The 25739-nt window shown below is 46.2% G+C and carries 22 protein-coding genes and 1 pseudogene; 12 read left to right on the top strand and 11 right to left on the bottom strand.

Annotated elements, in window-relative coordinates:
* Positions 1 to 29: 29 nt before the first annotated feature.
* Complete coding sequence (locus DFR28_RS08945; RefSeq protein WP_170132038.1) at positions 30 to 914, bottom strand: right-handed parallel beta-helix repeat-containing protein; 885 nt, start codon at positions 912 to 914, stop codon at positions 30 to 32.
* Between the two features lie 342 nt (positions 915 to 1256).
* On the opposite strand from DFR28_RS08945, the gene DFR28_RS08940 reads away from it, so the two are divergent.
* Together DFR28_RS08940 and DFR28_RS08935 are read left to right on the top strand one after the other, a co-directional pair.
* Positions 1257 to 1700, top strand: coding sequence for a hypothetical protein (locus DFR28_RS08940; RefSeq protein WP_147250976.1), 444 nt, complete (start codon positions 1257 to 1259; stop codon positions 1698 to 1700).
* Positions 1701 to 2215: 515 nt separating this feature from the next.
* A complete protein-coding gene (locus DFR28_RS08935) occupies positions 2216 to 2665 on the top strand; it encodes a c-type cytochrome (RefSeq protein ID WP_113953986.1) in 450 nt (149 codons plus the stop codon).
* 56 nt (positions 2666 to 2721) lie between these two features.
* Here DFR28_RS08935 and DFR28_RS08930 read toward each other — a convergent pair whose 3' ends face one another.
* Positions 2722 to 3447 carry a cytochrome b/b6 domain-containing protein gene (locus DFR28_RS08930; RefSeq protein WP_113953985.1) on the bottom strand — a complete coding sequence of 242 codons (726 nt, stop codon included), beginning with the start codon at positions 3445 to 3447 and terminating at the stop codon, positions 2722 to 2724.
* 138 nt (positions 3448 to 3585) lie between these two features.
* A complete protein-coding gene (locus DFR28_RS08925) occupies positions 3586 to 4263 on the bottom strand; it encodes an SDR family oxidoreductase (protein ID WP_113953984.1) in 678 nt (225 codons plus the stop codon).
* Between the two features lie 174 nt (positions 4264 to 4437).
* Between DFR28_RS08925 and DFR28_RS08920 the strand changes: the two genes are divergently transcribed.
* Positions 4438 to 4953 carry a DUF4920 domain-containing protein gene (locus DFR28_RS08920; protein WP_113953983.1) on the top strand — a complete coding sequence of 172 codons (516 nt, stop codon included), beginning with the start codon at positions 4438 to 4440 and terminating at the stop codon, positions 4951 to 4953.
* Between the two features lie 141 nt (positions 4954 to 5094).
* On the opposite strand, the gene DFR28_RS08915 is transcribed toward DFR28_RS08920, so the two are convergent.
* Together DFR28_RS08915 and DFR28_RS08910 are read right to left on the bottom strand one after the other, a co-directional pair.
* Positions 5095 to 6501, bottom strand: coding sequence for an aldehyde dehydrogenase family protein (locus tag DFR28_RS08915; RefSeq protein ID WP_113953982.1), 1407 nt, complete (start codon positions 6499 to 6501; stop codon positions 5095 to 5097).
* A 55-nt stretch (positions 6502 to 6556) separates the two neighbouring features.
* On the bottom strand, positions 6557 to 8197 hold the full coding sequence (locus tag DFR28_RS08910) for an acetolactate synthase large subunit (RefSeq protein WP_113953981.1): 1641 nt from the start codon (positions 8195 to 8197) through the stop codon (positions 6557 to 6559).
* A gap of 443 nt (positions 8198 to 8640) precedes the next feature.
* Here DFR28_RS08910 and DFR28_RS08905 point away from each other — a divergent pair, with 443 nt between their 5' ends.
* Both DFR28_RS08905 and DFR28_RS08900 read left to right on the top strand, forming a co-directional pair.
* Positions 8641 to 10131, top strand: coding sequence for a WS/DGAT/MGAT family O-acyltransferase (locus DFR28_RS08905; protein WP_113954548.1), 1491 nt, complete (start codon positions 8641 to 8643; stop codon positions 10129 to 10131).
* Positions 10132 to 10259: 128 nt separating this feature from the next.
* Entirely contained in the window at positions 10260 to 11510 is a 1251-nt protein-coding gene (locus DFR28_RS08900) for an Hsp70 family protein (RefSeq protein ID WP_147250975.1), read from the top strand.
* Between the two features lie 127 nt (positions 11511 to 11637).
* On the opposite strand, the pseudogene DFR28_RS20055 reads toward DFR28_RS08900, so the two are convergent.
* The 5 genes and pseudogenes from DFR28_RS20055 to DFR28_RS08875 all read right to left on the bottom strand — a co-directional run.
* A pseudogene (locus DFR28_RS20055) lies at positions 11638 to 11830 on the bottom strand (type II toxin-antitoxin system Phd/YefM family antitoxin); the annotation flags it as partial.
* 162 nt (positions 11831 to 11992) lie between these two features.
* A complete protein-coding gene (locus tag DFR28_RS08890) occupies positions 11993 to 13498 on the bottom strand; it encodes a hypothetical protein (RefSeq protein WP_147250974.1) in 1506 nt (501 codons plus the stop codon).
* Between the two features lie 338 nt (positions 13499 to 13836).
* Positions 13837 to 14250 (bottom strand): hypothetical protein, encoded by a 414-nt coding sequence (locus DFR28_RS08885; protein WP_113953978.1) that lies wholly within the window; start codon positions 14248 to 14250, stop codon positions 13837 to 13839.
* Positions 14251 to 14316: 66 nt separating this feature from the next.
* A complete protein-coding gene (locus DFR28_RS08880) occupies positions 14317 to 14970 on the bottom strand; it encodes a hypothetical protein (protein ID WP_147250973.1) in 654 nt (217 codons plus the stop codon).
* A complete protein-coding gene (locus DFR28_RS08875; RefSeq protein ID WP_113953976.1) occupies positions 14936 to 16552 on the bottom strand; it encodes an RNA-directed DNA polymerase in 1617 nt (538 codons plus the stop codon). The genes DFR28_RS08880 and DFR28_RS08875 overlap by 35 nt, the downstream gene beginning before the upstream one ends.
* A 549-nt stretch (positions 16553 to 17101) precedes the next feature.
* Between DFR28_RS08875 and DFR28_RS08870 the strand changes: the two genes are divergently transcribed.
* From DFR28_RS08870 to DFR28_RS08850, 5 genes are all read left to right on the top strand, one after another.
* Entirely contained in the window at positions 17102 to 17629 is a 528-nt protein-coding gene (locus DFR28_RS08870; RefSeq protein ID WP_113953975.1) for a hypothetical protein, read from the top strand.
* A 105-nt stretch (positions 17630 to 17734) separates the two neighbouring features.
* Positions 17735 to 18937, top strand: a complete 1203-nt coding sequence (locus DFR28_RS08865; protein WP_147250972.1) for an HlyD family secretion protein — start codon at positions 17735 to 17737, stop codon at positions 18935 to 18937.
* A complete protein-coding gene (locus DFR28_RS08860; protein ID WP_113953973.1) occupies positions 18937 to 20610 on the top strand; it encodes a glycosyltransferase family 2 protein in 1674 nt (557 codons plus the stop codon). The genes DFR28_RS08865 and DFR28_RS08860 overlap by 1 nt, the downstream gene beginning before the upstream one ends.
* Positions 20607 to 21587: a glycosyl hydrolase gene (locus DFR28_RS08855; RefSeq protein ID WP_113953972.1), complete on the top strand. Its 981-nt coding sequence runs from the start codon at positions 20607 to 20609 to the stop codon at positions 21585 to 21587. The genes DFR28_RS08860 and DFR28_RS08855 overlap by 4 nt, the downstream gene beginning before the upstream one ends.
* 154 nt (positions 21588 to 21741) lie before the next feature.
* Positions 21742 to 22119 (top strand): glutaredoxin family protein, encoded by a 378-nt coding sequence (locus DFR28_RS08850; protein ID WP_113953971.1) that lies wholly within the window; start codon positions 21742 to 21744, stop codon positions 22117 to 22119.
* Between the two features lie 150 nt (positions 22120 to 22269).
* On the opposite strand, the gene DFR28_RS08845 is transcribed toward DFR28_RS08850, so the two are convergent.
* The gene (locus DFR28_RS08845; protein WP_170132037.1) at positions 22270 to 23610 is read right to left on the bottom strand and encodes a DUF3300 domain-containing protein; all 1341 of its coding nucleotides are present in this window, start codon (positions 23608 to 23610) and stop codon (positions 22270 to 22272) included.
* Between the two features lie 399 nt (positions 23611 to 24009).
* Between DFR28_RS08845 and DFR28_RS08840 the strand changes: the two genes are divergently transcribed.
* Together DFR28_RS08840 and DFR28_RS08835 are read left to right on the top strand one after the other, a co-directional pair.
* Positions 24010 to 24501 (top strand): c-type cytochrome, encoded by a 492-nt coding sequence (locus DFR28_RS08840; protein WP_170132036.1) that lies wholly within the window; start codon positions 24010 to 24012, stop codon positions 24499 to 24501.
* A 115-nt stretch (positions 24502 to 24616) separates the two neighbouring features.
* Positions 24617 to 25609, top strand: a complete 993-nt coding sequence (locus tag DFR28_RS08835; RefSeq protein WP_113953968.1) for an NADP-dependent oxidoreductase — start codon at positions 24617 to 24619, stop codon at positions 25607 to 25609.
* Positions 25610 to 25739: the final 130 nt, after the last annotated feature.

Below are 25739 nucleotides of genomic sequence, written 5' to 3'. Positions count from 1 at the left end.
GGCAGGTCGTTCATGCAAGTCGTTCAAGTCTAATTGTGCTCATCACCGCAGAGTGTAAAGTCTGATCCAATTGGCGCCTTGTTAAACTCATAAATATTATCGCGCAATACCGGTGAGCTACCACCGAATCGTAAAATCCCAAATTGACAATCCTTGCCAAATTTATTGCCAATAATTTGCACGTTGGTCGGCGGGCCAAAGCCAGTTCCTTTGTCGTTGATCTGAACGCAGTAGCCGCCGCCGTTCAACCAGTTGTCTTCGATCAAAATTGAATCTATGGGGCCGTTATTAGTCTGAATGATCATGCATTGGCTATTAGTGAAGCCGCTTAGATCATGTGGCATATCAATGTTGTTGCCTCGAATGGTAACGTTGTTTCCCGATACCATTTGTACGCCGTCTGAATGAGACCCCGCTTTACTGCCCAGTCGGTGCAACCACGACGCCTCAATGATTACGTTTGACCCCGGCTTTATCGCATCCGCTCCTGAGTCATGAATATTGGCACGACGTAAAGTGAAATCTGAACCCAGTATACCGGCCGACTGCATGCCAAATATCTCGACATCTTCGATCAGCAGGTTACTGTGTCCGGAGTTAGCTTTGATACCATAAAATCCTGCGCAATTGATTCGTACATTGCGAATGCGCACATTGTCGGCAGCAACCGACACGCAGCCATTGATGTCCCGATCTTTCAGTTCGGCGTTCGGCTCGCTGATGACGACTGACTGATTAATTGTTTGCACGTTGGCATTCATCTTAAAGCCCGTGTTATCAGCGCCGGGTTTGCTTGACGAAGCTGCGGTATTTGCGACTAACGGTGGAATTGCGAAAAGGATAAAGTCATTATCCTGATTGGTCGCCGCTATGGCCTCAAGGCCTGCCGTGAATGCAGTTATGATAGTGGTCATGACAACGAATGTTCTTAGCATCTTAGGTACCGGTTGGCGATGGGTTGTTGGGGTGAGGTATAGTCGTAACTAGGATTCGACAAGAGCACCTCTGATATTGTTCAATTGACAGCTAACTTGCTCATTGTAAAGAAGTTAATACGAATCCAAGAATATTCATCCAAATTTCAGCAATTCTAAGTAGATTATGCTGTAAGACAGCCATTCTTTCGTCGGGAATTGGCTTGCATCCGTTATAGAATAGCGCGCAGATGGGCAACGAGGCTCTCGATAAGCCGGTTTACCAAGAAATTGCCAGTAAAGCCACCATTTTGGGGCAGGTCAGACAAAATGTTATTAAAAATGAAAGCAACACAAATAGTTGCCGCAATCGTTCTTGCGGCATCAACCTCATCAGTTTTTGCAAAAGATATTGTGAGTACTAAAGAAGTCGTTCAGATCGCAGGCGTCCGTACTTGGGTCGCTGAGGCCAGATGTGACGGTATTGACGAGCCGCTAACCATCCGACGTGGAGCGGGCAAGGACCAGTGGTGTTCTGGAGACTATGCTGATATCTGTGATGACGATCGTTTGACGCTCGGCGGACTTGTCTGTGAATGGGCGCGCTCAGAGCAGGCCGAAGTCGTCGAAGTCGAAACCGCCAAAGCCGAAGCCGTTGCCAGTCGTCCCGCTTTGGTGCAAGAGAAAATGGATATTGAAGCTGCGTTGATTGCGCTCAAGCAGAAACGTATTGATTTACAAAGAAAAGAACTTGAACTACAGAGACGTCAAATCAGCACACAATAATTGAGTCCAGCGCCGCTGAATGTATGCGCGAAAGTGAACACTGCAAGTGTTATTCCTTGCAGTGTTTATGATTTTTTATAGATTATGATGTGGTGCACGGCTAGTTCCGTGGCACACCGCATGATTACACGGAGTGAGCCAGTAGCGTCATGGACGAGCTGCTATGGTGTCGAGTGCCACCGATCAGGCTGGGGGAAAAAGTATGCCAACGAAAAAAGCGGGTAACACCAAATTGTGCCCATCCCCATCCCCATCCCCATCCCCATCCAAATGTAATATGAAATTGTCCATTGCTTGTTGCTGCCTCCGTTGCTCTCACTGCTAATTGGACAATTTTATGGAGACGGCGGTTGACCAGCTAGCTGAGCATTCTTGTATTTCGGCTGTCGTATGAATCGAGCACAACTGCTTGCCACTGTGGTTAATTGTGTAACGCCGCAATAGAGTGCTACACGCCGACTCAGGTTTGTGGTAATTTTGACGTCTACACACTAACTAATTATGGGAATGTTGTTATGCATGTTTTGATTCGCTCGCTAGTTGTTACCGCGTTGACTCTCTCGTTCTCGAGCATAGGGTTCGCACAGGATAAGCAACCGACACCTGAGGAACGCGCGTACAAGTTTAGAACTAGTTTGTTTCAAACTTTTGCTTGGAAACTTGGGCAGTTAGCACAAGCAAAGGGTCGAGATGATCAGCCAGCTTTCTCCCAGCACGCTAAAGATTTAGCCTACCTTTCGACCTTGATTGAAGAGGGCTTTGCGATTGATAACAGCATTCCAGAGGGAAGCAGCGCTAAAGCGGAAATTTGGGAAGATTTTGCTGACTTTAAAGACAAAGCCTCGAACCTCACCACGCTCAGCCAAGGTTTGACCGACGCAGACGCGATGGCGGGTTTTGATCCGCGTGATTTTGGCAGTAAAGCTTGTGGCACTTGTCATCGCGAGTACAAAGTAAAGGACTAGCATATCGCTATAACTGACTGCGGTGGAGCGCAGTCAGTTGGCAATCTGGTCAATCGCTAGTAGTAATCGGCTTGAGGTAATTGGTCGATAAAGGCGGTGGTCAGCCAATAAACCGCACCGATACTGATAGCCAACACTACGAGCGCAAGCCAAGTGCTACGTATTTTATTGATATTTGACGGTTCACCTAACTTTTTACCAGTCACCATAGCGCGCGTCAGCGACTCTTTTTTGAAGAACTGGTAAAAAGCGATAGCCAGAATATGTAGCGCAAGGATTGCGTATATCAATGTAACATTGTCATGATGCAACTCAGTTAACGTGCTGCGCATGTCAGCACTGACCAAGCCGGCTAAAGGTCCAAAGGCGTAATCGTCGGTGCTGAACAGTCCCAAGCCTACCTGGGTTATCAGTATTAACAGAATTGCTATCACCGACAAGCTGCCGAGTGGATTATGACCCAGATAGGCGCTCTTTTTGCTGGAATCGTTGAGCGCCGAGTTGTTTATTGCAACATCGCTCGAGCGGCTAAACAGCTGTTTCGCATAGCGAGTGATCTCCGAGACTGGGAACACTAGTCGACTCAATCGCGAATAATACGAACCGATCATTCCCCATATTACGCGAAACAGTAGAAGCGTCAGTACCGTATAGCCAGCATAAAAGTGGTGCTGCATATTTTCTAGTATTTCAATACTGATCCATGAATAGCTAACGGCCAGCACCAGCAGCCAATGAAACAGGCGAGTTGGCAGGTCCCAAACAAGTGTTGTGTTGCTCATGGTCGGCGGGTCTCCAATAGTTAGGAAGTTCGAGTAATTGCTGCAAGTTGAACAGTAATTTTATGCGGCTAGTATTGGCGGTCTAAATCAATACTAGCCACTTAATTAGGGCATCGTTGCTTCAACTTTTAGCGTCAATTACCAAGGTAGTGCTTCTCCGTTAGAATGCCAAAATGAGCCACTGTTTTCGAGTGTTAGTTCATCAATTCGTTGACTAATCTGCTGAGCGGCCTGATCAGGGGTAAGGTCGCCGTGACCACCGATCATGCGAGTTCCGACCAGCCCCGGATGAATTACGCCAACTGCAATTTGTTGATTCTGAAGATCATGCGCCAGCGATACTGCTGCCATATTAAGGGCCGCCTTAGACATACGGTAACCATATCGACCACCACTGGTATTATCGGCGAGCGAACCCATTCTACTGGTAATCATCACAACCTTAGCACCTGGCGTTAACTTGCTCTGCAGAGCTTCGGTGATTCTCAGCGGTGCGAGCGCGTTGATATCGAGCTGCAGTTGAATGGACGCATAGTCAATTTCGCCCAATACTTCGTCACGCAGAATGCCAGCATTATTTATCAATAGGTCTATGCCAGTGTGAGAAAGGTCTTGAGCTAGCTGTTGTGAGAGCTGTTGAATCGAGGTCGGATCAGCTACGTCGATGCGCTCGATAATTTGTGCCCCACTTGCTTCTAACTCCGTTGAGCTAGCTCGGCAAACTGCAATTACTTGCCAACCGGCCGCTTGGTAAAGCTGTACGAGTGATAATCCTATGCCGCGGTTTGCACCAGTAATAACGACGGTTTTTTTCATGTGATTGAATCCTTGATAGTGCGTAACTGTTGTTTGATGTAGATGGAACAAGATGGGTATATTAATGGCATATTCAAGCCGCTGAATAGGCCAATTGAGTTGGCTCAACGAGAGGCTAGTACGCGTGTGCTAAACTCTTATGCCTATTCGAATTGTCATTAGTGAGTGTGATTTGTGACTAAATATACTGTGTTGTTGGTACTGCTGCTGTGCGTGTTTTCTGTATCGAGCGAGGCCGCGGTTCGGCTATCGGAGCCGGTAATAATTGACGCCGAAAGTGAAACGTTTGCTAAAGATTTGTCGACTATAGAGTCATTGCCAACGTCACTTGCGCCGACTGGGCTAGCGAGTGTATTGGCCGCACCAGACGCTTTTTTAAATACTCCAATAGCATTGCAGCTTGAAGTTGCAAAGGTATGTCAGAAGAAGGGCTGTTTTTTTATTGGCCAGCAAGATGGACAACACATTCGCGTATCATTTCAAGACTACGAATTCTTCGTGCCGTCTGACATCGGCGGTAGAACGGTAGAGTTAGTCGGTCACATAGTTGCGCGTACCGTTTCCCCGCAGCAGGCAAAACACTTGTCTAAAGATCTAGGCACTGCAAACGCGGTTGCGAGTGGCCCGACCTATGAATTTGTTGCACTATCAGCGAGAGTATTTCATGCCGCGGGCGATCCACAACAATAGAGTCTTAGGCAGTCCTTTGCTCTAATCTTCTTCTTTAAGTTCTTTTCTTTAGGTCCTTTTCTTTAGGTTCTTTGCGCTCAGTCAGCGCGGCGAGTTAAATCAGCGCTGGCTAAGTGTTAGTGAGCCATTCGTTAGTTCAGCTCACAACACCTTGCTCTTTATGACTAACATTTTCTCGCGTGTCATTTCATGCATTGAGTAAGGTATGCCTCCCATGCCAATGCCCGACGCATCTCGGCCGCCGAACGGCATCCAGTCGACCCTAAACGCCGTATGATCATTAATCATTACTGCGGTTGCATTGAGGCGGTTGCTCGTGTCGAGGGCGTCGTCTAATAGCTTGGTGAATACCGAGGCTTGAAACGCTAGCGGCAAACCGTTGGCACGCGCAATCGCATCTGCTTTATCGCTGTAGGAGTATACGCATACCACTGGGCCGAATACTTCGAACTGAGACACTTTGGCATCTTCGGCTGGGTCCAAAATTACGGTTGGTGCATAGCAAGTATCGGAGATGCGTTCACCGCCAGATAAGATCTCTCCACCTGATTGTTTAGCCTCCTCAACCCAAGTTGCCACACGATCCACTTCTTTGGGCGTGATCAGTGGTCCGACTTCCGTCTTCGGGTTGAGCTGATCACCAACAATCAGCTTGCTAGCTTTTTCGGCTAAACGTTGAGCGAAATCTCTCGCCACCGATTCTTGCACATAAACGCGCTGTACTGATACGCAGACTTGACCGGCATGATAGAAGCCGCCTTTGGCGAGACTCTCGAGCATGTCGTCGGCGTCAGACTCATCTTGCATCATGCTTTGATCGACAATTACCGGAGCCGCACCGCCGTGCTCTAGCGCTGAGCGTGTTCCCGCTGATAACTTTGATTGCAACATCCAGCCGACTTTAGCTGAACCGATAAACGAGAAAAAATTAACGCGTTCATCACAAACCATTTTTTCAGAGTCTTCGCGGCTGGTTAACAGGGCGGTACACCAGCCTTCAGGTAAGCCTGCTTGCTGCAGAATCTCGACAAAACGAAAGCAAGACAATGGGGTTAGTGCCGCGGGTTTAATCAGCACTGGGCAGCCCACCGCCAGCGCCGGAATGGTTTGATGCACAATAAGGTTCAACGGGTGATTAAACGCGCTGACTGAGCATACAACGCCAATCGGCTCGCGTTGCGTGTAGGCAATTCGATTAGCCGATGAGGCGGTATGGCCCATGGCAATTTGCTCGCCTTTGATTTGCGGTATATGTTCTATTGCAAGTTTTACGCCGTTAATCGCGCGTAACACTTCTACCTTGGAGTCCATGTAAGGTTTGCCACCTTCACTTGCAGCAAGCTGTGTTAGCTCCTCGATTTGTTCCGACATTATCTCGATAACACGTTCGAAGATCTCGACTCGTTGATGGGCCGGTAGCCAGTTATCACGATTACTCACCAGCTTGTGCGCGCGACTCATCGCTGCCTCTACATCACTCGATGAGTTGATCGTAAGACTCTTAATTACTTTCTGGTCATAGGGGTTATGAACGTCGATGGTACTCATAAAATTTGGCTCTTAATGTGATCAGTAAATAGAATTTGCGAGTAAGTTAAGTGGGCTAAATAATGCACGCGCTTTCTTTGAGCAGCACGTTTAGAATTGAGTGATTAAGCGAATAATCTATCGGCAAATCAATGATGTGCACGCCTTCAGAATTCAGCGCGGTATCTAATACGCTTTGAAAGTGTTCATCCGACTCAATCCGGTATCCGTGTGCGCCAAAGCTCTTAGCGTACATAACAAAGTCTGGGTTTTTGAAGTCGAGCCCAAAGTTGTCAAAGCCTACGCCTTCTTGTTTCCATTTGATCATGCCGTAAGCGCTGTCATTGAGAATGATAACCACTAAGTCGAGGCCCATTCGTACCGCAGTTTCGATCTCCTGCGAGTTCATCATAAAACCACCGTCGCCGTTGATTGACACGACCTTACGATTTGGATGCAGCTGTTTAGCGGCCATGGCCGAAGGTAAGCCGGCGCCCATCGTGGCGAGAGCGTTATCTAACAATAATGTATTTGGCTCGTAACAATCGTAGTTGCGCGCAAACCATATTTTATACACGCCGTTATCGAGCGTTACGATATCGTCGGCATCCAATGACTCGCGCAGTAGGCTGACTAAGCGCTGAGGTAGCATTGGAAAGCGCTCGTCTTTAAAGTACTTGGTGATATGGCTACTGACCTCATCTTTCACGCGTTGGAAATAACTAAAGTCGCGGTCTTCGGCAATCTTTATTTGTTCAGAGATCTCCCACATTGACGACGAGATATCACCAACAACGTTAAGTTGAGGAAAATAAACATCGTCGATTTGTGCTGGAAAAAAGTTGATGTGAAGCACTTTTTTTCCGCCTTTTTCCATAAAAAACGGCGGCTTCTCAATAACGTCATGCCCGACATTGATAATCAAGTCAGCACGCTCAATGGCGCAATGCAAAAAATCGTTTGAAGACAGCGCGGCAGTGCCCAAGTACTTAGGGTGGCGCTCGTCCACAACGCCTTTGCCGAGCTGTGTGTTGAAGAAGTAAATGCCGGTCTCGTCAATAAATTTGCGCAACATATTGCCAGCACGCTTGCGATTCGCCCCGGCGCCGATTAGCAGTAATGGGAGCTTTGCCTGTTGGATCATTTCGACCGCGGCGCTAATAGACTTATGGTCTGCGCTCGGTCGTCGGTGGCCGACCACGTCGAATAAGCTTGCTTGGCTTTCTTCTTCGGCAATGTCTTCGGGGAGTTCTAAATAGGCCGCCCCAGGTCGTTCTTCCATGGTCAGGCGAAACGCTTCGCGAACCATTGAGGTAACGTTATTGCCATCAACTATTTGTTGCGAGTATTTAGTGATTGGCTTCATTAAACTCACCACATCGACAATTTGAAAACGGCCCTGTTTACTCTTTCGAATCGGCTTTTGGCCGCCCAACATAATCATCGGCATGGCGCCAAGTTGCGCGTAGGCGGCAGCGGTCACAAAGTTGGTCGCGCCAGGACCTAAGGTCGACAAACAAACTCCGGGTTTGCCGGTTAGGCGGCCATAAGTGGCGGCCATAAACCCAGCGGCTTGCTCGTGACGAGTGAGTATTAACTTGATCGAAGAACCTTGCAGTGAATCTAGGAAATCGAGATTTTCTTCACCAGGAATACCATAAATATATTCTACGCCTTCGTTTTCTAATGCCTTTACTAACAAGTCTGATACTTTCATTTTCTACCCTTTAAAATTTGTGTATTTCATTAATTATTTGGCATTGAATAGAGCCCCATCCCGGCTATTGAACCCAATGCAAATAAATCCCTTTAATGTTTATACCACGTTAGTCGGCTTAGGTATTAATTGTCCGTTGTTGAAAATAGCCAACAGACACTGTGGCTGGTTGACTTGAGTCAGCCATGGCTAACGGCTCTAGTTGCTTGGGAAGTAATCAAAGTGATCTGCATTCGCGGTATTCGAAATAGTGTTCGCGCGTAATGTGGAGCTTGTATTTTCAGCGTGAAGTTTTGACCGCAGAAGCGATCGCAAAAATGAAAATGATGAATCTGATCTAGTCTATACTAATCTGAGGAAACCCGTTGTGCGCTGTAGCTAGCGAGCGAACACAGCGTAAAATTGCAGTGGTAATTTGGTTACGAAGTTGGAGAGGTGAAGCAATGAAAAAATTAGGGATCGTCGATATGGGCTTTCTATTGGCAGAGGGTCGTGAGACACCGATGCACGTCGGAGGCATCAATCTTTTTACCCTACCTCCTGGAGCCGATGAGCAAGAATTTTTGCATGGTCTTGCCGCCAGTTTACGGTCGGACGAAGAGCTGCAACCGCCTTTTGGACAACGTTTGAAAATGTCGAAACTCGGCTTGGCTGGCCCTGTCTATTGGGAGGAAGATACCAAGCTCGATCTTGACTATCACATCCGCCACTCGGCGTTGCCAAAACCGGGTCGTTATCGTGAATTGTTTGCTCTCGCATCTCGCTTACACGGCACACTATTGGATCGTAATCGGCCTTTGTGGGAGATGCATTTAATTGAAGGCTTGCAGAATCGGCAGTTTGCGATTTATTCCAAGTTCCACCATGCGGCAGTAGATGGCGCGCGGTCAATGCATTTGACGCAAAGCATGTTCTCGCCAGACCCTAACGCGCGGAACCTTGGGTCAGCGTTCTCGCTCGAATCGCAAAATCGCTATCGTTTAAAGCTCGATCAACTGCGTGCTGAAAATTATAGTGAGCAAGAATTACGCAACGTATCCGAAGCTATTAAGGAAGCCTTCCAAACCAGCACGCAAGTATTTAGCTCTCTGAAGAGTTTTGTCGGTGGCTGGATGGGGAAGGGCGGTGCGCTCGCTCTACCGTGGAGGCATGTGCCGCAGAGTTCGATTAACACTCCGATTGACGGCTCGCGCAGATTCGTTGCTCAGTCATGGTCATTCGAACGGGTTCGCGCGGTCGGTAAAGCGCTGGATGGCACATTCAATGACGCAGTGCTAGCCATGTGTGCGGGCGGGCTGCGACTGTATATGCAAAAACACAGCGAACTGCCAGAGAAGTCTTTGAAGGCGATGGTGCCGGTGTCGTTGCGACAAGCTGGTGATATCGATTCGTCTAATGCGGTTGGCGCAATCAGCGCTGATCTAGCCACGGATATTAGCGATCCGTTAGCTCGTTTCGCCAAAATACAAGCTTCTATGATTGCTGGTAAAGCCCTGTTTAGTGCCTTGAAGCCCAAGGAAGCAGCGCTGATGTTACAACTGTTGCAAATGCCTGGATTGCTTTTAATGCCGTTAGGTCTTATCAGCCGGTTTCCACCGTTCAGTACCGTGATCTCAAATGTACCAGGTCCGCGTCAGACCATGTATTGGGATGGCGCTCGCCTAGATGGCATATACCCAGCCTCAATTGTGACTGAGGGCTTAGCGTTGAATATCACACTGGTCTCGTACGACGGTAATGTGGATTTTGGTATTACCGCCTGCCGACGCTCGATGCCGCAGGTGCAACGACTGATTGATTACATGGAGAGTTCATTGTGCGAGTTAGAACAAGCCGTTGGCATTGTTAGCCCCAAGCAACGCCCAAGTCGTGCGCGTTCAGTAAAAAAAACTAAGGCTACTAAGAAAAAACGCCGCGTTAGTGCCAAGACCTAGTGAGTGGTTATTCAGGCTTTTACCTTTAAGGTTAGTAAAATTGCGATAACTGCCAAGATCGAGAGGTCATTTGGCTACAATTTCGGTACACTGCGGCCGACTTTTTATGTTCAAATATTTTGGCAGCAGTGAAACATATCGGATTAGATTTTGGGACGGCGAATACTTCTGTCTCGGTGTTAGACGGAGAAGAGCTCGCGGTGTTGCCGTTGGAGCGTCAAAGTGTATCGCTGCCCAGTACCTTGTTTTTTGACTTTGAAGACGGCTCGACTCAAATTGGCCAAGCGGCGTTTGACCGTTATTACTTTGGCGACCAAGGCCGGTTTCTAAGATCGTTTAAGAGTGCGCTGGGAACGCGAACCATCGATCACACGATTCGAATCAAGCACGACACCTATCAAATTCGCGACATCATACGGCACTATATTGGCGAAGTATTAAGCCGTGCTCAGGCGCAACTTGGGACAACGATAGACAGTTTAGTGGTCGGTCGGCCAGTAAACTTCATTGATGATAATCCCTTAGCCGACCAACAGGCGGAAGACACGTTGCGACAAATTGTTAGCGACCTTGGTGTTAGCAATATTGAATTTCAACTAGAACCGATTGCCGCGGCGCTAAATTATGGCGTTACCATCGTTGGCGAAGAAGTGGTATTAGTCATCGATATTGGCGCGGGCACCTCCGATTTCTCGGTGGTGAAATTTCAAGCCAAAGGATCCGCTGATAGTGTTAAATCAGAGGTCATTGCAAATTGTGGTATTCACATCGGCGGCAATGATTTTGACAAAGTGATTGCTTTGGAACGAGTTATGCCGTTGTTTGGTTATCGACAACGATTTAAACGACGCCCCGAATTGGAAGCGCCTCGTTCTTATTTTTTGAATGCCTCATCGTGGCATCAGATCGATCTGCTATACGATCGAAAGGTGCTAGCCACGCTAGCTGAGCTAGAGCCACAAATGGAGCAGCCCGACACGTTCGCGCGATTTTCGCAGCTAATTCGCTCTCGTCAGCCCCACAAAGTGTTAACTTCAGTTGAGCAGGCAAAACGGAAATTAGGCGCAGACGATGCAACGCAAGTTGAGATGCCGTTCGTTGAAGACAGCGTCTCGTTGCCGTTGAGCGTCAGCCAACTGAATACGCACATTAACGAATTATGTATTCAAATAATAGCAACCGCGAATCAAGCAATCGAAAACGCTGGTCTAAAAAAACCTGATATTGATACGGTTTATTTAACCGGTGGCAGTATGGGCATCCGCCATCTGAGTCAGATGGTTGCTAGCGAGTTCGAGCACTCAAAGATAGTCGAAGGTGACCGCTCCACCGCAGTGGCGCGTGGCTTGGCCTTAGATGCTAAAGTGAAATTTGGTTGAGCTTAATTTAGCTAATTTGGTGAAATAATGCCTAACGCCGCGAGCACGGGCGTGGGAACCGCGTATAAGCCAAGCGGAAGTGTTTGCCTTGTTATGTTTTACCTTCTTCCATTTCCATTAAGCCCTACGTTAGAGCTTTTACAAAGGCAAGTTCTTCACCGTTTCTCTCGAACTGCTCTAAACCTTGCACCACGGCTACCCCGCGCCCCGACTGGTTAAGAGAACTGGGCGATGAGAATTACTAGCATGGCTTACTACTTTGCCAAGACTTACTTTGAGATCTGAGGGGGTACACCATCTTCAGAAAATCTTGTCACCATCGCTTAGAATTATTTCATAAATCATTCGATTCATAACTATGAGCTAGCTTTTTGAGTACTTAATACTTATAACGCTTCAAGAAGAGGCGCGCTTTAGGGCTCTAAAGTAGGTGTTCATATCTACTCGTCTTGGTTTGCGCACGATCTACAACTACCGAGTGCTTACAAACAAAAAGACACCACTTTTTCGTTCTGTGTTGGAATCACCACGCACAATGATTGTTCCAGCGTAATCTCGGACAAAAACAATTGATCTAGATTTGGCGAGAGAGAAATAATTTTTTGAGAATCATTGCTGAAGACAAACTCAAAATCGTTTTCATCCTCATCCGAGATTGGTTCGCTAAGAGTCAGTATCTCACCACCGGTCATTGGCGCAGCAAAGAGTTGCAATTGATCTGTCGTCTTGTCAACTTCCTCCACATAGACGACCCATTGACTATCTGGGGATACGGCAAAGTTAAATGCCACTTCATGCCCCGTGCCAGGCTGGTTAAGCTGGATTGGTGTTCCACCGTCCACAGAGACTTGAAACAGACTTTCCTGGAACGGGACTTGGCTGTCTGCTATGTAAACCACAAAGCGTCCATCTGGGCTGACCTCTAGATAGTTTACGCTCGAGAAGTTGTTGTCAAACACTTGGTTTAGCCGCTCGATCGGTTGGTTAGTAAACACCGGTACCTTCAGTAGCTCCACGGAGCCATTCTCTGATAACAAATTGCTCAGTAGAATAACAAAAGCGTTATCTGGAGTGAGTCTTAATCTGCGATATGATTGATCTCGTGTGACCCGCGGAGTCAAACTTTTAGACGCCAGACCACCATCCACCGGCACGCTAAAAAGCTCGATTGCCTGGCCAGTGAACCTGTCGGCGATAGCGTACACTACGTGACCACCATCTCCGGTCACTAAAAATTCTGAAAAAATGGCAGTATCGTCAGAAGTATCCACACTCAATCTAACACGATTTTGACCATCCAGGTCCACACTAAAAATAGCGTTGCGACTGAATCCGGCACTGAACGTGATGAAAATTACACGCCGGCTGGTTGGATCGACTTTAAAGTCGGAGATTCTTGGAAATGCACTGGGTAGCCCAGACGTCAGATTTACAATGTTTCCAGTGCTCAGTTCAAGGCTGAATAGATCTCCCGCACCAAAATTGGTCTCATAGATAACGTAATGTCCATCGAGGGAAATAGCGAAATCGCTAACGTCATCGCTGTCGGTGAACGCGTTTAAACGGGTTGCCACGCCCCCCGTGACCGGCATAATAAAAAGTTCCATTTTATTGTCGACGAGTTGGTCGGCGAGATACACGATTTGTTGACCATCGGGCGTAAGCAGAAATCTTTCAATGTTACCGCCAGTAACTAAACTTGGGTTCAACAGGGTCGGCGTTCCACCACGTATCGGTATACTAAATAGTTCAGTCGTGCTGCCACCGCCTGGTCTATCCAGAAATAGAACAGACTGGCCATTGGGAGTAATAACCGGGCTGCTTAACTTGCCTTGGGTGGTCGTTAGCACACGGTTCTTTACGCCCGCATCTTGCGCCTTCACGCTACTAATGAATACCATCGCCATGACACTGGCAAAAATAATCAAGAATGACCTTAGCTTTGAATGGGGAAGGTGCTGAAGTTGAATGGTTCTTACTTTAATCATTGATCAATGCTCGCATGCAGAAAAAAATATGTCGTACATGAATTAGTTGCGCTGATTCAACAAAAGGTTCAATGGGCTTGTTTATTGTCACCAAATCACGAAAATTGAACAACTTCTGCTCAATCCGAAATTCTAGAATTCCTAATCTATTTAGGTGCTGTAAAATAAGATCCCTGAATGCGCTTTAACGCCCACAGAACGGGACCAGCAAGCGTTTAATGGCCTGTTTTTCAAGGCCAATGCTAGTAGGTTATTACTCTCAGGTTTCTAACGCCTTTCAAACGGGCGCGTTGTAAACGCGTCCGAGCGACCGCAGGGAGCGGTAGTTTTGGAACTTGTTATTGTGTTTTTTCATGCTCATTAATTGCTTTCTCCCTTAATAAATTAACTCTCTCTGGGCGCATAAAACACATAAGGTTAGGTTCTTCAGGACGATTTACCTTTAAACAGAGCATATGATCACTGTATGAACCTGTTCCTGAAATAATAGTCGACAAGTCGTCTTTAAGTTCCATTTTCAGATCAAAACCGTCCTCCGTTTTCTCGAAGTCAGTTAGCTCAACTTCAATAAATTCATTCGCCGAAAAAGTACCATAAAAGACTATTTTCCCCTTTTTTTCAGACTCAATTATCATATACCCATAGCCATATTGATCAGTCGTTTCCCATTCCCCCAAAACACTTTCACCAGCAGCAAGAAGGTTATTACTAAAAGAAACCATGAGAATTAAAAGATAAAATAGCCTATTCATATTACTCCGAGATCACAATAACGCCAAGCCAAGGGGCGGAGCAACTTGCTGCGCAGTGAACTTTGGTTACTTGTTAGATTTCTCTTGTTCAAACCCATTTATTTTCCATTGATTATTGATTGATTTATATTCATATACGAAACCGCCATAATTAATCATTGTCTTAGTTTGATCAATGATCATGACATCATCTAAATCTGGAGGGAGGTAGGGTTTAGATTCACTTTCTTTATTGAGTCTATCAATACTAGAACCGCCCTTTTTTGCGTTTTCGGTTTTCCTTAAGAATTTGCCGAGCTTGACAGAAATTTCTCCAAGGTTTTCTGGTGAAAATCTATCAGTGTTTTTATCGGAGAGTGATTCAATCGGATGGCTAAAAATTTCTTTAAAATGTCTATCTATAGATTCTTTCGAAATCTCCTCATTAAAGCTAGTAGCGAAAACAAATTGAAGTGCTAAAAGAGCTATATATTCATCTAAGACTTTTTCAGTCATACATCGCTCTAAAATAGTCTGAGCATCTATATAGCTTTTATCTGCCATTTCAGAAATAGAGATAAAGCAATAATTATGGACATCTAGAGCTGAAGACAAGCTTTTATTTTCATGGCCAAAAACTGAAGTGTTAAAACAAGTAAGAATAATAAACTGGAGTATGCGAATCATTGTAAATCTAACGCCAAGCTCAGCCGCCGAGGTACGAAGTCGGCTGGAGCGCATTGTTAGAAGGCTCTAGCACGTACTTTAGCTGCTCAGGTGTAATATCTTTCAGTGCCCAATATTTATCCGAAGGCAAATAAGACGATATAAGTAAATGGTCGTAAAACTGTACGTTTTTACTTTGCAAGTACTTAAAGCCATCATCAGTTTTGATGTAATCAGAGCCAGTTGCAGATGGTAGCCAACCTTTAATCAACGCCTCATATGCGAGCAACCAATTTGAGGTTTTTAGCTCTGCCGGATTCATCAAGGACTGCCACAAGCCGAATGTATGCGAACTAGAAATAAGGCCCTGCTGCTGAGCATCCAGTGTAAGTAAGGCAACAATAGGATTCTCTACTGATTCAATGATGCCAACTATGTTTGTAGAAAAATTAACTCCGAATAAGATCATGCCAAATATGGCATATGAGACTTCGCTGGTATGCCCCATCGGAGCGTGCTCGGTTATTAGGAATTCTAAAGTTTCTTGTAATTCATCTTTATCTATAGCAAAGCCGGTATTTTCATAGAATTTAATGAAATCTAATGCGATTGGCAGAATTCCTGGTTCAGCAATTGCCCACTGTAATATGATACTTTGGTAAGCAGGCCAGTTCGCAGAATAAATTAATCGGGAGGAAGACTTAAGGATGGCGTACTTTACTATAGGATCGTCTGGATACTTTGCAAGATAGTCCATTACTAAATCGAAGTAATGAAGGAAATCATTTCTCTGTTGCGTTTGCCCGTTACGAAACCTGTAGTTCTTTAGCTCATGTAGCCAAATAGGGTCTAGTGAACATGGCGAGTCAATGATTTTAGTTTTTGACGAATTAAGTGTTAATTCAAACTGTTCTAGTATTTCTTGTAGCCTACCCAGTGTTGTTTCAGCCTGCTGATAAGAGCTACAACCAAACTCAAAGTCATCTATATAGCGATGGTACTTGTCACCTACAATTGGAACCAACATTTCATCAATTGATGTCATCACAATTTCTGCAATTGCGAATGAAGAATCTGGCCCAATTGGCACACCCTTGGTCTGCATCTCTTGGCAATTTCTGATATGTGCGTCAATCTGATTACCGATATTTGCTGAAAAAGCAAAATTCTTTTTGGCAACAGACTTTGTATGTAGCGCCCAAGGGATGCTATGCGTATAAATTGACGGGTAAAAATTACTAATATCGGCTTGGAGGATATACTTCGATGCGGATCTAGTTCTTAGCTTAGAGTCAGAAAGCTTAGCAAAGCCCTTTTCCCAGCCCAATGCACGATGCGTATCAACTACAGGCCTGCTTAAGGATTGGTTCGATTTCAAATAGTGAGCTTCAATATCTACCCAATTATCCGCAATGGACTTAGCCGAATGGTAATAATTTATCGGATTTGGAATTGATAGTGTCCTTCTAAGTTTACCCCTTCTAGCCAAATTGAAAACGGCGCACTTAGAATTGTACTTCGGTCCTTTTTTTCCAAATGTATATGGGTGGCTCGACGGTAACGATGGGGCACATATGGCGGCAGCATAGTCCCGCGTGGTAAATGGCGCAGGTAATTCGCTTGGGAAATATCCTTTTTCGAGCAGTTCTTTTAGCATTTATAAATTATATCCTTTGCGATTAACCTGATCAGGCCTTCTAACAGTTTTATTATCCGTCACGATGACTGGATATTTTTTGCCTGGATATTTTTTCTATGGTCACGGTTAATCCTTTAAAATCAATGAGTTAGAATTTTTAATAATAAATATCCAGTCATTGTGACGTGATATTTTATTTGCGCTATTTTATCTAAGTTGTTGAAAAATATAACTTTAAAGAGTAAATATCCAGTCTGCATGGATATTTGCTATATGCCAAGCTACCGTTAACCACGCAAGAATTCAAGGATTGATTAACTCCCGTTGCTACACAGCAAATTGTTTTGCGTGTTACCACTTACTACTCGACTGCGCTTGCGCGATTGATATTTTATGGCCATTGTTAGATTTGTAGCTTAGCGATTAGTGACCCTATATACTGCTTAGGTTCAGACTAAGGTCGAGTGATCTTTGTTTAACATTAGAGCTATGATTTGATTAGCCGTAGTTCGACAGGTCAAGTAGGGTTGGTGTGTCGATAATGAATTTGTGTTAAACACTTGCACGATGTCTCGCGCATTACTCAAGTGGGGTGGGGAAAAAGTGGTCTTATTTAAGTACGTGGGTACTCGCACACGCTTCGTTGGCGTGTGCTTGTTGATGTTGGGTAGTGGTTTGTTTGCACACAGCAATGCTTGTGCAGGTGAGCTTTTAGGGTTTTATGACTATGTCCGAACTAAAGATAGCGACGCTACCTCTAGTTCGGTGTTGCTGCATCAGGCAATGGATGCCGGATTAGGTGCGCGTTGCAGTGAGCTATATGCGAGTCTGTCTTGTTTTGACTCAGCGTTGGCTGATAAACCCGCGGTTGCTAAAACTCAACAATACAGCATTAGTGTTGAGTCGAATATTCAGTCATTGGATGAGCCTGAATTCTTCCTTCAAGAACACACCGTAGCTTCGCTTTGCAAGAGTCCAGATATAGGGCTTGTAAGTTTGCCTGCTGTTTTATCTCTGCCTGAACAAGCAATAGAAGATGGGCAGTGGCCTACGCGCAATACCGTTGCGTTGTTCGAGTCGTGGAGGCAATCCTAAGTATGTTGCTTAGCTATCGATTATCTCAAAGCTGCCAATTATCGCAGATCGTTTGTTTTGTATTTAGTGGTGCGGCGTGGCGAGTTAGCCCGCGAGGAGTTATTTATGCCTAGGTTGATTCGTTTTTCTCGTATTGCTACCGCGGTTACCTTAATCATTATATCGATTTGGGCTTTGTATTTGCCACCCTTGTTTCCGTCGAGCACTAGGGCGCTACTAAATGCCACTACCTACGAGGTCAATGCGCCTATCGCTGGGGTTGTCAGTGACGACAACGTTGCTGAGAAGCAACTTGTTAAAGCGGGTACTACGGTCGCCAAAATACGTCGAAATCAAGAACAGATTCGCCAAGAAATTGATCAAGACAAGGTGTTCTTGCAAAAGACTAAGACCAACTATGAGGCGGTGGTTGCAGCGCTTACTAAACAACTTAATAAGTTTGATGGTGCTAAGCAGGACAAACTGGTGTTTTTAACCGCTGACTACCGCGAAGCGCAGAAAGAAGTAGCATTGCTTGAAGCCGAAATCAGCTTGCGCTCTGAAGATAAAGATCAAATAGCCGAGCTTTATCAAGAGGGCATTATCACTCAAGCGCAGTTCCAAAAGACCAAATTAGCTGCCATAAGTACCGAGCGTGAGTTACTTGCTGCGCGGCGTAAGGTGCTAAGCCTAAAGACTGAACTAGCTTCATTGAATGATCAAAATTCTACTGGTGCTGATATCGGGTCGGGCTTTCAACTGACGGATAGTGCGCTCATGGCTCAAGAAATACGGTCTCTTGAAATGCAGAGTGTGACCTTACAAGCTGAGATGGTGGCTACCGAACAAAAAATGCAGAATGCTTTGCAATTTGTTGAAGATGGTCAAGCTTATCCGGTGTTTAGCCCCGCAACTGGGCTGATTTGGAAGAAGCGAATATTGGCGGGGCAGACGGTTGAACAGGGTGATGTTTTGTTCGAAGTTGCTAATGTTGAATCCATGTTCGTAGAGGCTTATATATCGCGCCAGTTTTTGGACAGTATTGAAATCGGTGATAAAGCCAGTGTTTACCTTAATAACGACAAACGTTTTTTAACTGGGCGCGTGCGAGAAATTCAATCGCAAGAGCAGGGTAGTGTTGCAGGGTTTGCTGTGCCGTCAATTTCTCCGAGCCCGTTATCCCTGAAATTAATTATAGGGTTAGACCGTGATCAAGTAGACGTCGGTCAACTTGGGCATCTCGCTAAAGTCATTATTACCAGTGCTAACCCATCGTTCGCTGAAAAAATAATGGTGTGGTTGAGTGTCAACTTGAGAGCGAACTACTAATGCTAGAACTATACCCAGGTGTGCTAGCTAACCTCTTAATGTTGGTCGGGCTATTGTTATTGGCATCGTCTGATATTGGAAAATCCAAAGCTAGCAAACTGGTGATTGCGTGTCTTTTCGCGTTCGTCAATGTTAAGTACTTACAATGGCGGTTGGACGAAACATTGCCGGCCTATGAGCTGAGTTTTCAGTCCATGTGGATGTGGTTTTTCTTTGTTACCGAAGCGCTCGCGGCAATTGCCTTGAATTGGCATTTCTTTATTATGGTGGCGCCGACTAATCGCAGTCCTGAGGCCGATCAGTGGGAGAAGATTCTTAAGAGTAGTGATAATTTAGACGCGGTTGACGTGATGATTCCAACTGTCAACGAGCCACTTGCTATGCTCGAAAAAACCATACAAGGTGCGTTAAATCTGGATTATCCGAAGGTTAACGTTTGGGTTTTGGATGACGGAAATCGAGAGTTTCTAAAAGACTACTGCAACGGCATTGGCGTGAATTACATTGCGCGTGAGGAAAACATCCATTACAAAGCGGGTAACCTCAATAATGCTTTAACACTCACGCAAGCGCCGATTATCTGCGTAGTTGACGCTGATTTCGTGCTGGAGCCCAACTTTCTTTGGCGCACGGTGGGGCTATTAAATGACGCTGGTATCGGTTTGGTGCAAACCCCTCAAGTGTTCTCTAACCCTGATGCGATTCAACATAATTTGGGCGGCAGCCACGCTTGGCCGGAGTCGCAATGTGCGTTCTCCGACGTGATCCAATCTGGCCGCGACCGCTGGGACAACGCTTTCTGCTACGGCACCAGTTTTGTGGTCAAGCGTGAGTGTTTAGACGCTATCGGTGGTTTTGCTAAAGACTCAGTCACCGAGGATTTGCTTACGTCGTATGTGTTGCATGGGGCAGGGTATAAGACGCGATTTTTAAATGAGCCTCTGAGCAAAGGAAATGCCACGCAGGATATTGCTGAATACATTCGACAGCGCGGCCGGTGGTGCATCGGTACCATTCAGTGCTTGTTTGCTGACCGTGGTCTACTGCGAAGTCGGTCTTTGTCATTGGTCGATCGTTTGTTTTTGCTTGATCCGATTGTGTATCACTTTGGCACTATCTGGACCTTGCTGTTGTTGGTGTCTCCGATGATGTATTGGTGGTTTGGTATTGCGCCATTTCATTCTGATTTCGGGCATTTATTGATTGTGCTCGCGCCGCGAATGTTGCTGGTTACTTTTGGTTTTTATTGGTTGAGTCAGAAGAAAACTATACCCATTGTGTCTGAGGTCGGGCGTGTGGTCGGGGTGTTTCATTTAACCAGTTCCATTATTAAAGCACTGCTTAACCCGTATAAGCAGACGTTTCGATCTACCATTAAGCATACCGAAGGTGCTGATAATATTATTTATTGGCAGATTCTGTTGCCGCTGTTGGGGCTTGCGTTGCTTACCGTGTTGGGCGTGATCGCGCGGTATTTGAATCTGCTGGATAACGATATTTTATGGCGCACAGATTTTGGTCTGATGGTTACGCTAACTATTTACGTTCTATGGTTGTTGTATCTATCATGCTTGGTTTGTGTGCAACGAAAAATCACCAGCTCTGACGATGCGGTCTATGTCGGCAGCGTCCGCAAAACTGCCAAAACCTTGATAAAGAGGATGTTTGCATGAAATTTAGTCGCTTAATCTTGCTTAGCTTATTGATTGTTTCAGGGTGGCTAGCCGACCGCGTCGAAGCACGTGAGGATGGTTCGGTGATGATGTTTGCCGGTCAAAGTCGCGAAGAGTTTGCTAATTATCTGTTCCGGGTCTGTGTTAACGGCGCGGAATGTCCGGTTCCGGCTGGCGCGGCATTTTATACATCGCTTGATGCGCAAGGCTTTGATTCTCCGCATGCTAATGCGCAAGGTGATAACCATCAAGATATGTGGTTTTTGACGCAAGTGGCAGACGGGCTGTCGGTGCAAATAGGCCTATGGTTAGGCGCAGATCAACTTGCTGCGATCGGCGCCGGCCAAACACGCACTAAGATCGATCTGCTGGCCAGCAAGCTTGGCGCGTTAAAACGACCTATTTATCTTCGAGTTGGCTATGAGTTTGATGGTCCGCATAATAACTATCAACCCGAATTGTTTATCAAAGCGTATATCGAAATTGCTAAGCGTATGCGGCAAGAGAGTAATGTTCATTTGGTTTGGCATTCCTATGCAATGTTGCCCACTTTTCAAGGGCAAGACATTCTTGCTTGGTACCCTGGTGATGAGTATGTTGATTGGATTGGGTTGAGTTTTTTTCAGGTTACCGACGAGGGCTTTCATACCGGGCCAAATCGTGAGCGTGTGTTGGAAGTGGCGAGGCAGAAGAATAAGCCAGTGATGATTGGCGAGGCCAGCGCGATTCGTTACACGGCCCGACAAAAAACCTTGCGTGGCCAGGCGTATTGGGATTATTGGTATAAACCATTTTTTGACCTAATTGAGTCACACGACGAAATTAAGGCTGCTTCTATCATTAATGTGAATTGGGATTCTCAGCGACAACACGCAATATTGAGCTGGGGCGATTCACAGATTGATTCTGACCCTATTGTGTTAATGAACTGGCGCGCGAAAATGCGAGAGAAATACTGGGATTTCAGCCGCGATTAAGTCGTCTTTGGCGTTTATTAGCTCAGACTTGGAGTTTTATCGCACGCTAACAGTTGAAGCCTTTACACTGCGAAGGTTCAAGGCTAGGATGCGGCACGCTGCTATTTCTGATTGCCAACTTCTACTTGCCAACTTCTACTGGGACGCAACTTTTATGATTGTTAAATTTGTTCGTAACGCGCTTGGGCTCATCATTGTATTTTTTGATTGGCTGTCTCGGCCACGCCCGATTAAACGGTCAGAGGCAGAGCAGGCCAACGTGCAAGCCGCTTTGCAAGGGCATTCCCTGTATCAATTCTTTGCCTGCCCGTTTTGTGTGAAAACTCGGCGCGCGATTCATCGCTTAGGTGTTGACGTTGAGTTGCGTGACATCAATAAAACACCGCAGTTTAGAGCTGAGCTGGAAAGTGAAGGAGGGCGCGTGAAAGTGCCATGCTTACGAATTGCGCAAGGTGAAGAGGTTCGTTGGATGTATGAATCGAATGACATTATTGCCTATTTAGAGCAACGCGTAGGCCAAGTAGCGGGCTAAAAGCCTGCTGCTAAAAGCATATTAAATGCCGATTTAGAATCGTTGACTTCTGGCTACACTGGCGGTTTTAGGGGCTGATGAATTCGTACAGCCCCCATAGAGTATTCATATGCCTTGAGGCTGTCTTACTCACTTTTCTCTTTAGCTTATTTATCTGGGGTTGGCGCGCTGCGAACGGTCGACTTGTCGCTGGCGATGCTGGCTTGAGGTTCGTCGTTGCTGGACTTGTCGCTTAACCGTGTTGCTGGGCGGTTTTGACTGGGTTTGTGGTTGCGCCTGAGGCTTGCGCGGCGCAGTGTTGGTTCTTTGTGGTACTACCACTGAACGTGGAGAGGCGGTCACTGTTGGCGTGGGCCTAGCTGAGCGAGTTTGTTTGTCCGGAATCGAACGATAGTTACGGTTACTCGGAGTTTGTATGCGTCGTTGATCCCGTTCTGAAATCACTTGTTGGCGAGGTCGGTTAACCGTGTTGCTGCGCCGCTGTTGAGGCTGAGTGTTTAGTTCTGAACGACGGTTCGCTGCATTTCGTGCGGCTTGGGTTTGCGCACGATGACGCTCCAAGCCATCGCCTTGATGTTGATTCAAACGAGTTCGAACTTGCTGTTGGCGAGGTCGGTTCTCTCGATACTGTCTGTGCTTATTGCCATCACGGTAGGCATCACGCAGATGACGATTGCGATAAACCACGCCGCGACGATGTTGTGGGCTATGGGTCCAGCGTATGCCGTTGCGATGGTTAACTAGTTCTCGGTAACCATAATACTGACGATTTCGGTAGTAGCGATCTGGAATCCTCACAACGTTGCGGTTATGCCAATGCAGTGTGTTAAAAAAGAACCCGAATGATACCGATACGCGGGGGCCCCAATAAAATGAGCTCGGGTGTCGGCGTGCGTAGTATGCGTCATGGAACGGGTAATCCCAGAAGACTGGGTCGTAATGGGCCCAGCGCCACGCACCATATACCGAGCGTGTGTCGTAGTAGGGCACGTAAACTATTTCTCGTTCTCTCGATTCGATCACAATAGAGTCTTCGTCTTGTGACACTGTGACCTTGTCCATTTCTGCCAAAGAACCATGTTCTTGGGCCAATCTACGTAAGGTTTGCACACTAGCAAGCACACGTGATTCGTCGGCCAGAAAGGCCTCTCCAAGTGATTGAGTCCAGTCTACGTCTTGACTCATACGTTGCAGAATTTGAGGAAACGCCACGAGTGCTCGAACGCTGGGGTCCCAGTCTTGATCTTCGACTGCATTAACCGCGGCGGTGGCGTCTAAATTGGGGTTTGCGCTAGTCCACCGTTCAGCCTGTATCACTTCGAGTGGGTAGGTGGACGCGATCAATATGTGCGACAAAATGGTGTCTGGATAAAGCGCAATTGGCGCTAATAACTGTTCCATTTCAGCTTCGCTTAGCAGCTCATCTGAGAGCTCGGAATCTTGCGCATGACTCATGACGGATCCACACATTAGCAAGATAAATGCTGTCATGAGGCTAAAGTTTTGGAAGAGCTTGTGCAAAGTCATGGTCGATACCTACTTTAATAAGTGTATGTCGGTCTTACTGTTTTACTCTGTTTATTGTTCATTAATAGACCTGAACCAAAGCTGAACGATTACCCTATATTGTCCGTTTGTTGGCGAACAATCAGCAGCGTGCCGTTACATAGCGCCCTTCAAGCATACTGTTTCGTGTGGTCGTTGTGTGAATCAACGCGGTAAATTTAATTTTAGTTGACTAGTTACGCATTGATTTTGGTGGGTTTTCGTTAAACGTAAGGTGAATTTCGGTGATGTGGTGGATATTTTTTAGTAATTGACGTGAATCAATGCATGATTGCGGGTCTGCGGTATCATGGCACATTAATAATGACTTGGAGTCTGTACAAAATGAATGTTAAACGCCAATGGTCGACCTCACTAATATTGTTATTTTTGAGTGTCCTACTCGGTGCCTGTGTTGCGCCTGCTTATAACCGCTATGAAGTTCGTTTTCCGGTCACTGATCAAAGCGTGGCAAATGGTGAGCAAGCTTTTGTTGATTTACAGTGTATTCGCTGTCATACGGTGCGCGACTATCCTCTGCCTAGTTATGCGGGAGAGCGGCCGTTCACCGTTGAGTTAGGTGGTGTCATTCTAAATGCGAAGACCCGCGCTGACCTTGCTACGTCAATAATGAACCCCGATCATCGTCTGTCAGAACGTTATTTAGATCAGTTAACGTCTGAGCAGCGGCGCGAAGTACGGCAATCGGCTAGCCAACAGTCGCCGATGCATGCGATGACTAAAGGCATGACAGTTACCCAGTTGGTGGATTTAATTGCGTTCTTAGATTCTCGCTACAACACGGTTTCAGGATATTACTCGCAACCTGGCTGGTGAATCGAGTCGCTTAAGTTGAATTGCATTCATTTTGGAGCGTGAGTGAAAATCATCTAAAGTTCAGATTAAGGGCGTAGACTTTGCTGCTATCGATAATCCAGATATAGGAAAAACCATGGAATATACCGCGATCAAATTAGTTAAACGCCCAGAACTGGCTATTACTCCGGACTTGTTCGAAGTTGTCCGCCTGCAGACTCCTGAGTTGCAAGATGGCCAAATTCTGATTAAGCAAACACATATGTCTCTAGACCCAGCTATGAAAGGTTGGATGATGCCCGATCGTGATAGCTACATTCCGCCAGTGGAACTTGGTGATGTTATGCGTTCCAGCGGTGTTGGCGAAATCGTGGAGTCTAAGAATGATCGATTCCCAGTCGGAGCACGTGTGCAAGGTATGACCGGTTGGGCCGAGTATATTGTTAGCAACGGGCAGGGCATGAACCTTCTTCCAGAAGGCATTCCAACCGAAGCGGTCTTATGTGTACTCGCTTTGCCGGGTATGACGGCGTATCAGGGCTTGATGAATATTGGCAAACCTAAAGCTGGTGAAACCTTGGTGGTGTCCGGCGCGGCTGGGTCGGTTGGCTCAATGGTTGGACAAATTGCAAAAGCCGAAGGACTAACGGTGATTGGAACCGCAGGGTCTGACGACAAGTGCCAATGGTTAACCGAAGAGCTCGGCTTCGACGCAGCTATTAACTACAAGTCAGATGATTTAGCCAAGCAGTTGGCGGCCGCGGCACCGAATGGTGTTGATCTCTATTTTGAGAACACTGGTGGCGCCGTGCAACATGCGGTGTTTAATTTGATGAACGCACATGGTCGAATTATGGTGTGTGGCATGATTTCTGATTACAACACTAGTAATCCGTCGGTTGGTCCAAACTGGATGAACATAATCAAAAAGCGTCTAACCATTCAAGGTTTCACGATGCCAGATCACTACGACAAAATACCCAGTATGATGCAAGCGATGTCTGGCTATTTGATGGAAGGTAAAATCAAATATCGCGCTCATACATTGCATGGCTTAGAGAGCGCTATTGAGGGCATTAACTTATTGTTTACTGGTGGCAATACCGGAAAATTGATGGTTGAACTGTAAACCATACTAGTTAGAACCTGGTGGCTTGGCTTGGCTTGGTTCGCTGGCCGGCTAAACAAGGAAGATAGCCATTGTGGTTTTGATTAACTGAGTATTCACGGCGAATAGAGCAAGAGTTATTCTTGCTTTA

This window comes from Arenicella xantha, from assembly GCF_003315245.1.
Taxonomy (GTDB): Bacteria; Pseudomonadota; Gammaproteobacteria; order Arenicellales; family Arenicellaceae; genus Arenicella; species Arenicella xantha.
Note: the sequence above shows the minus strand (reverse complement) of the source record. Positions and strands in the feature narration are given on the sequence as shown.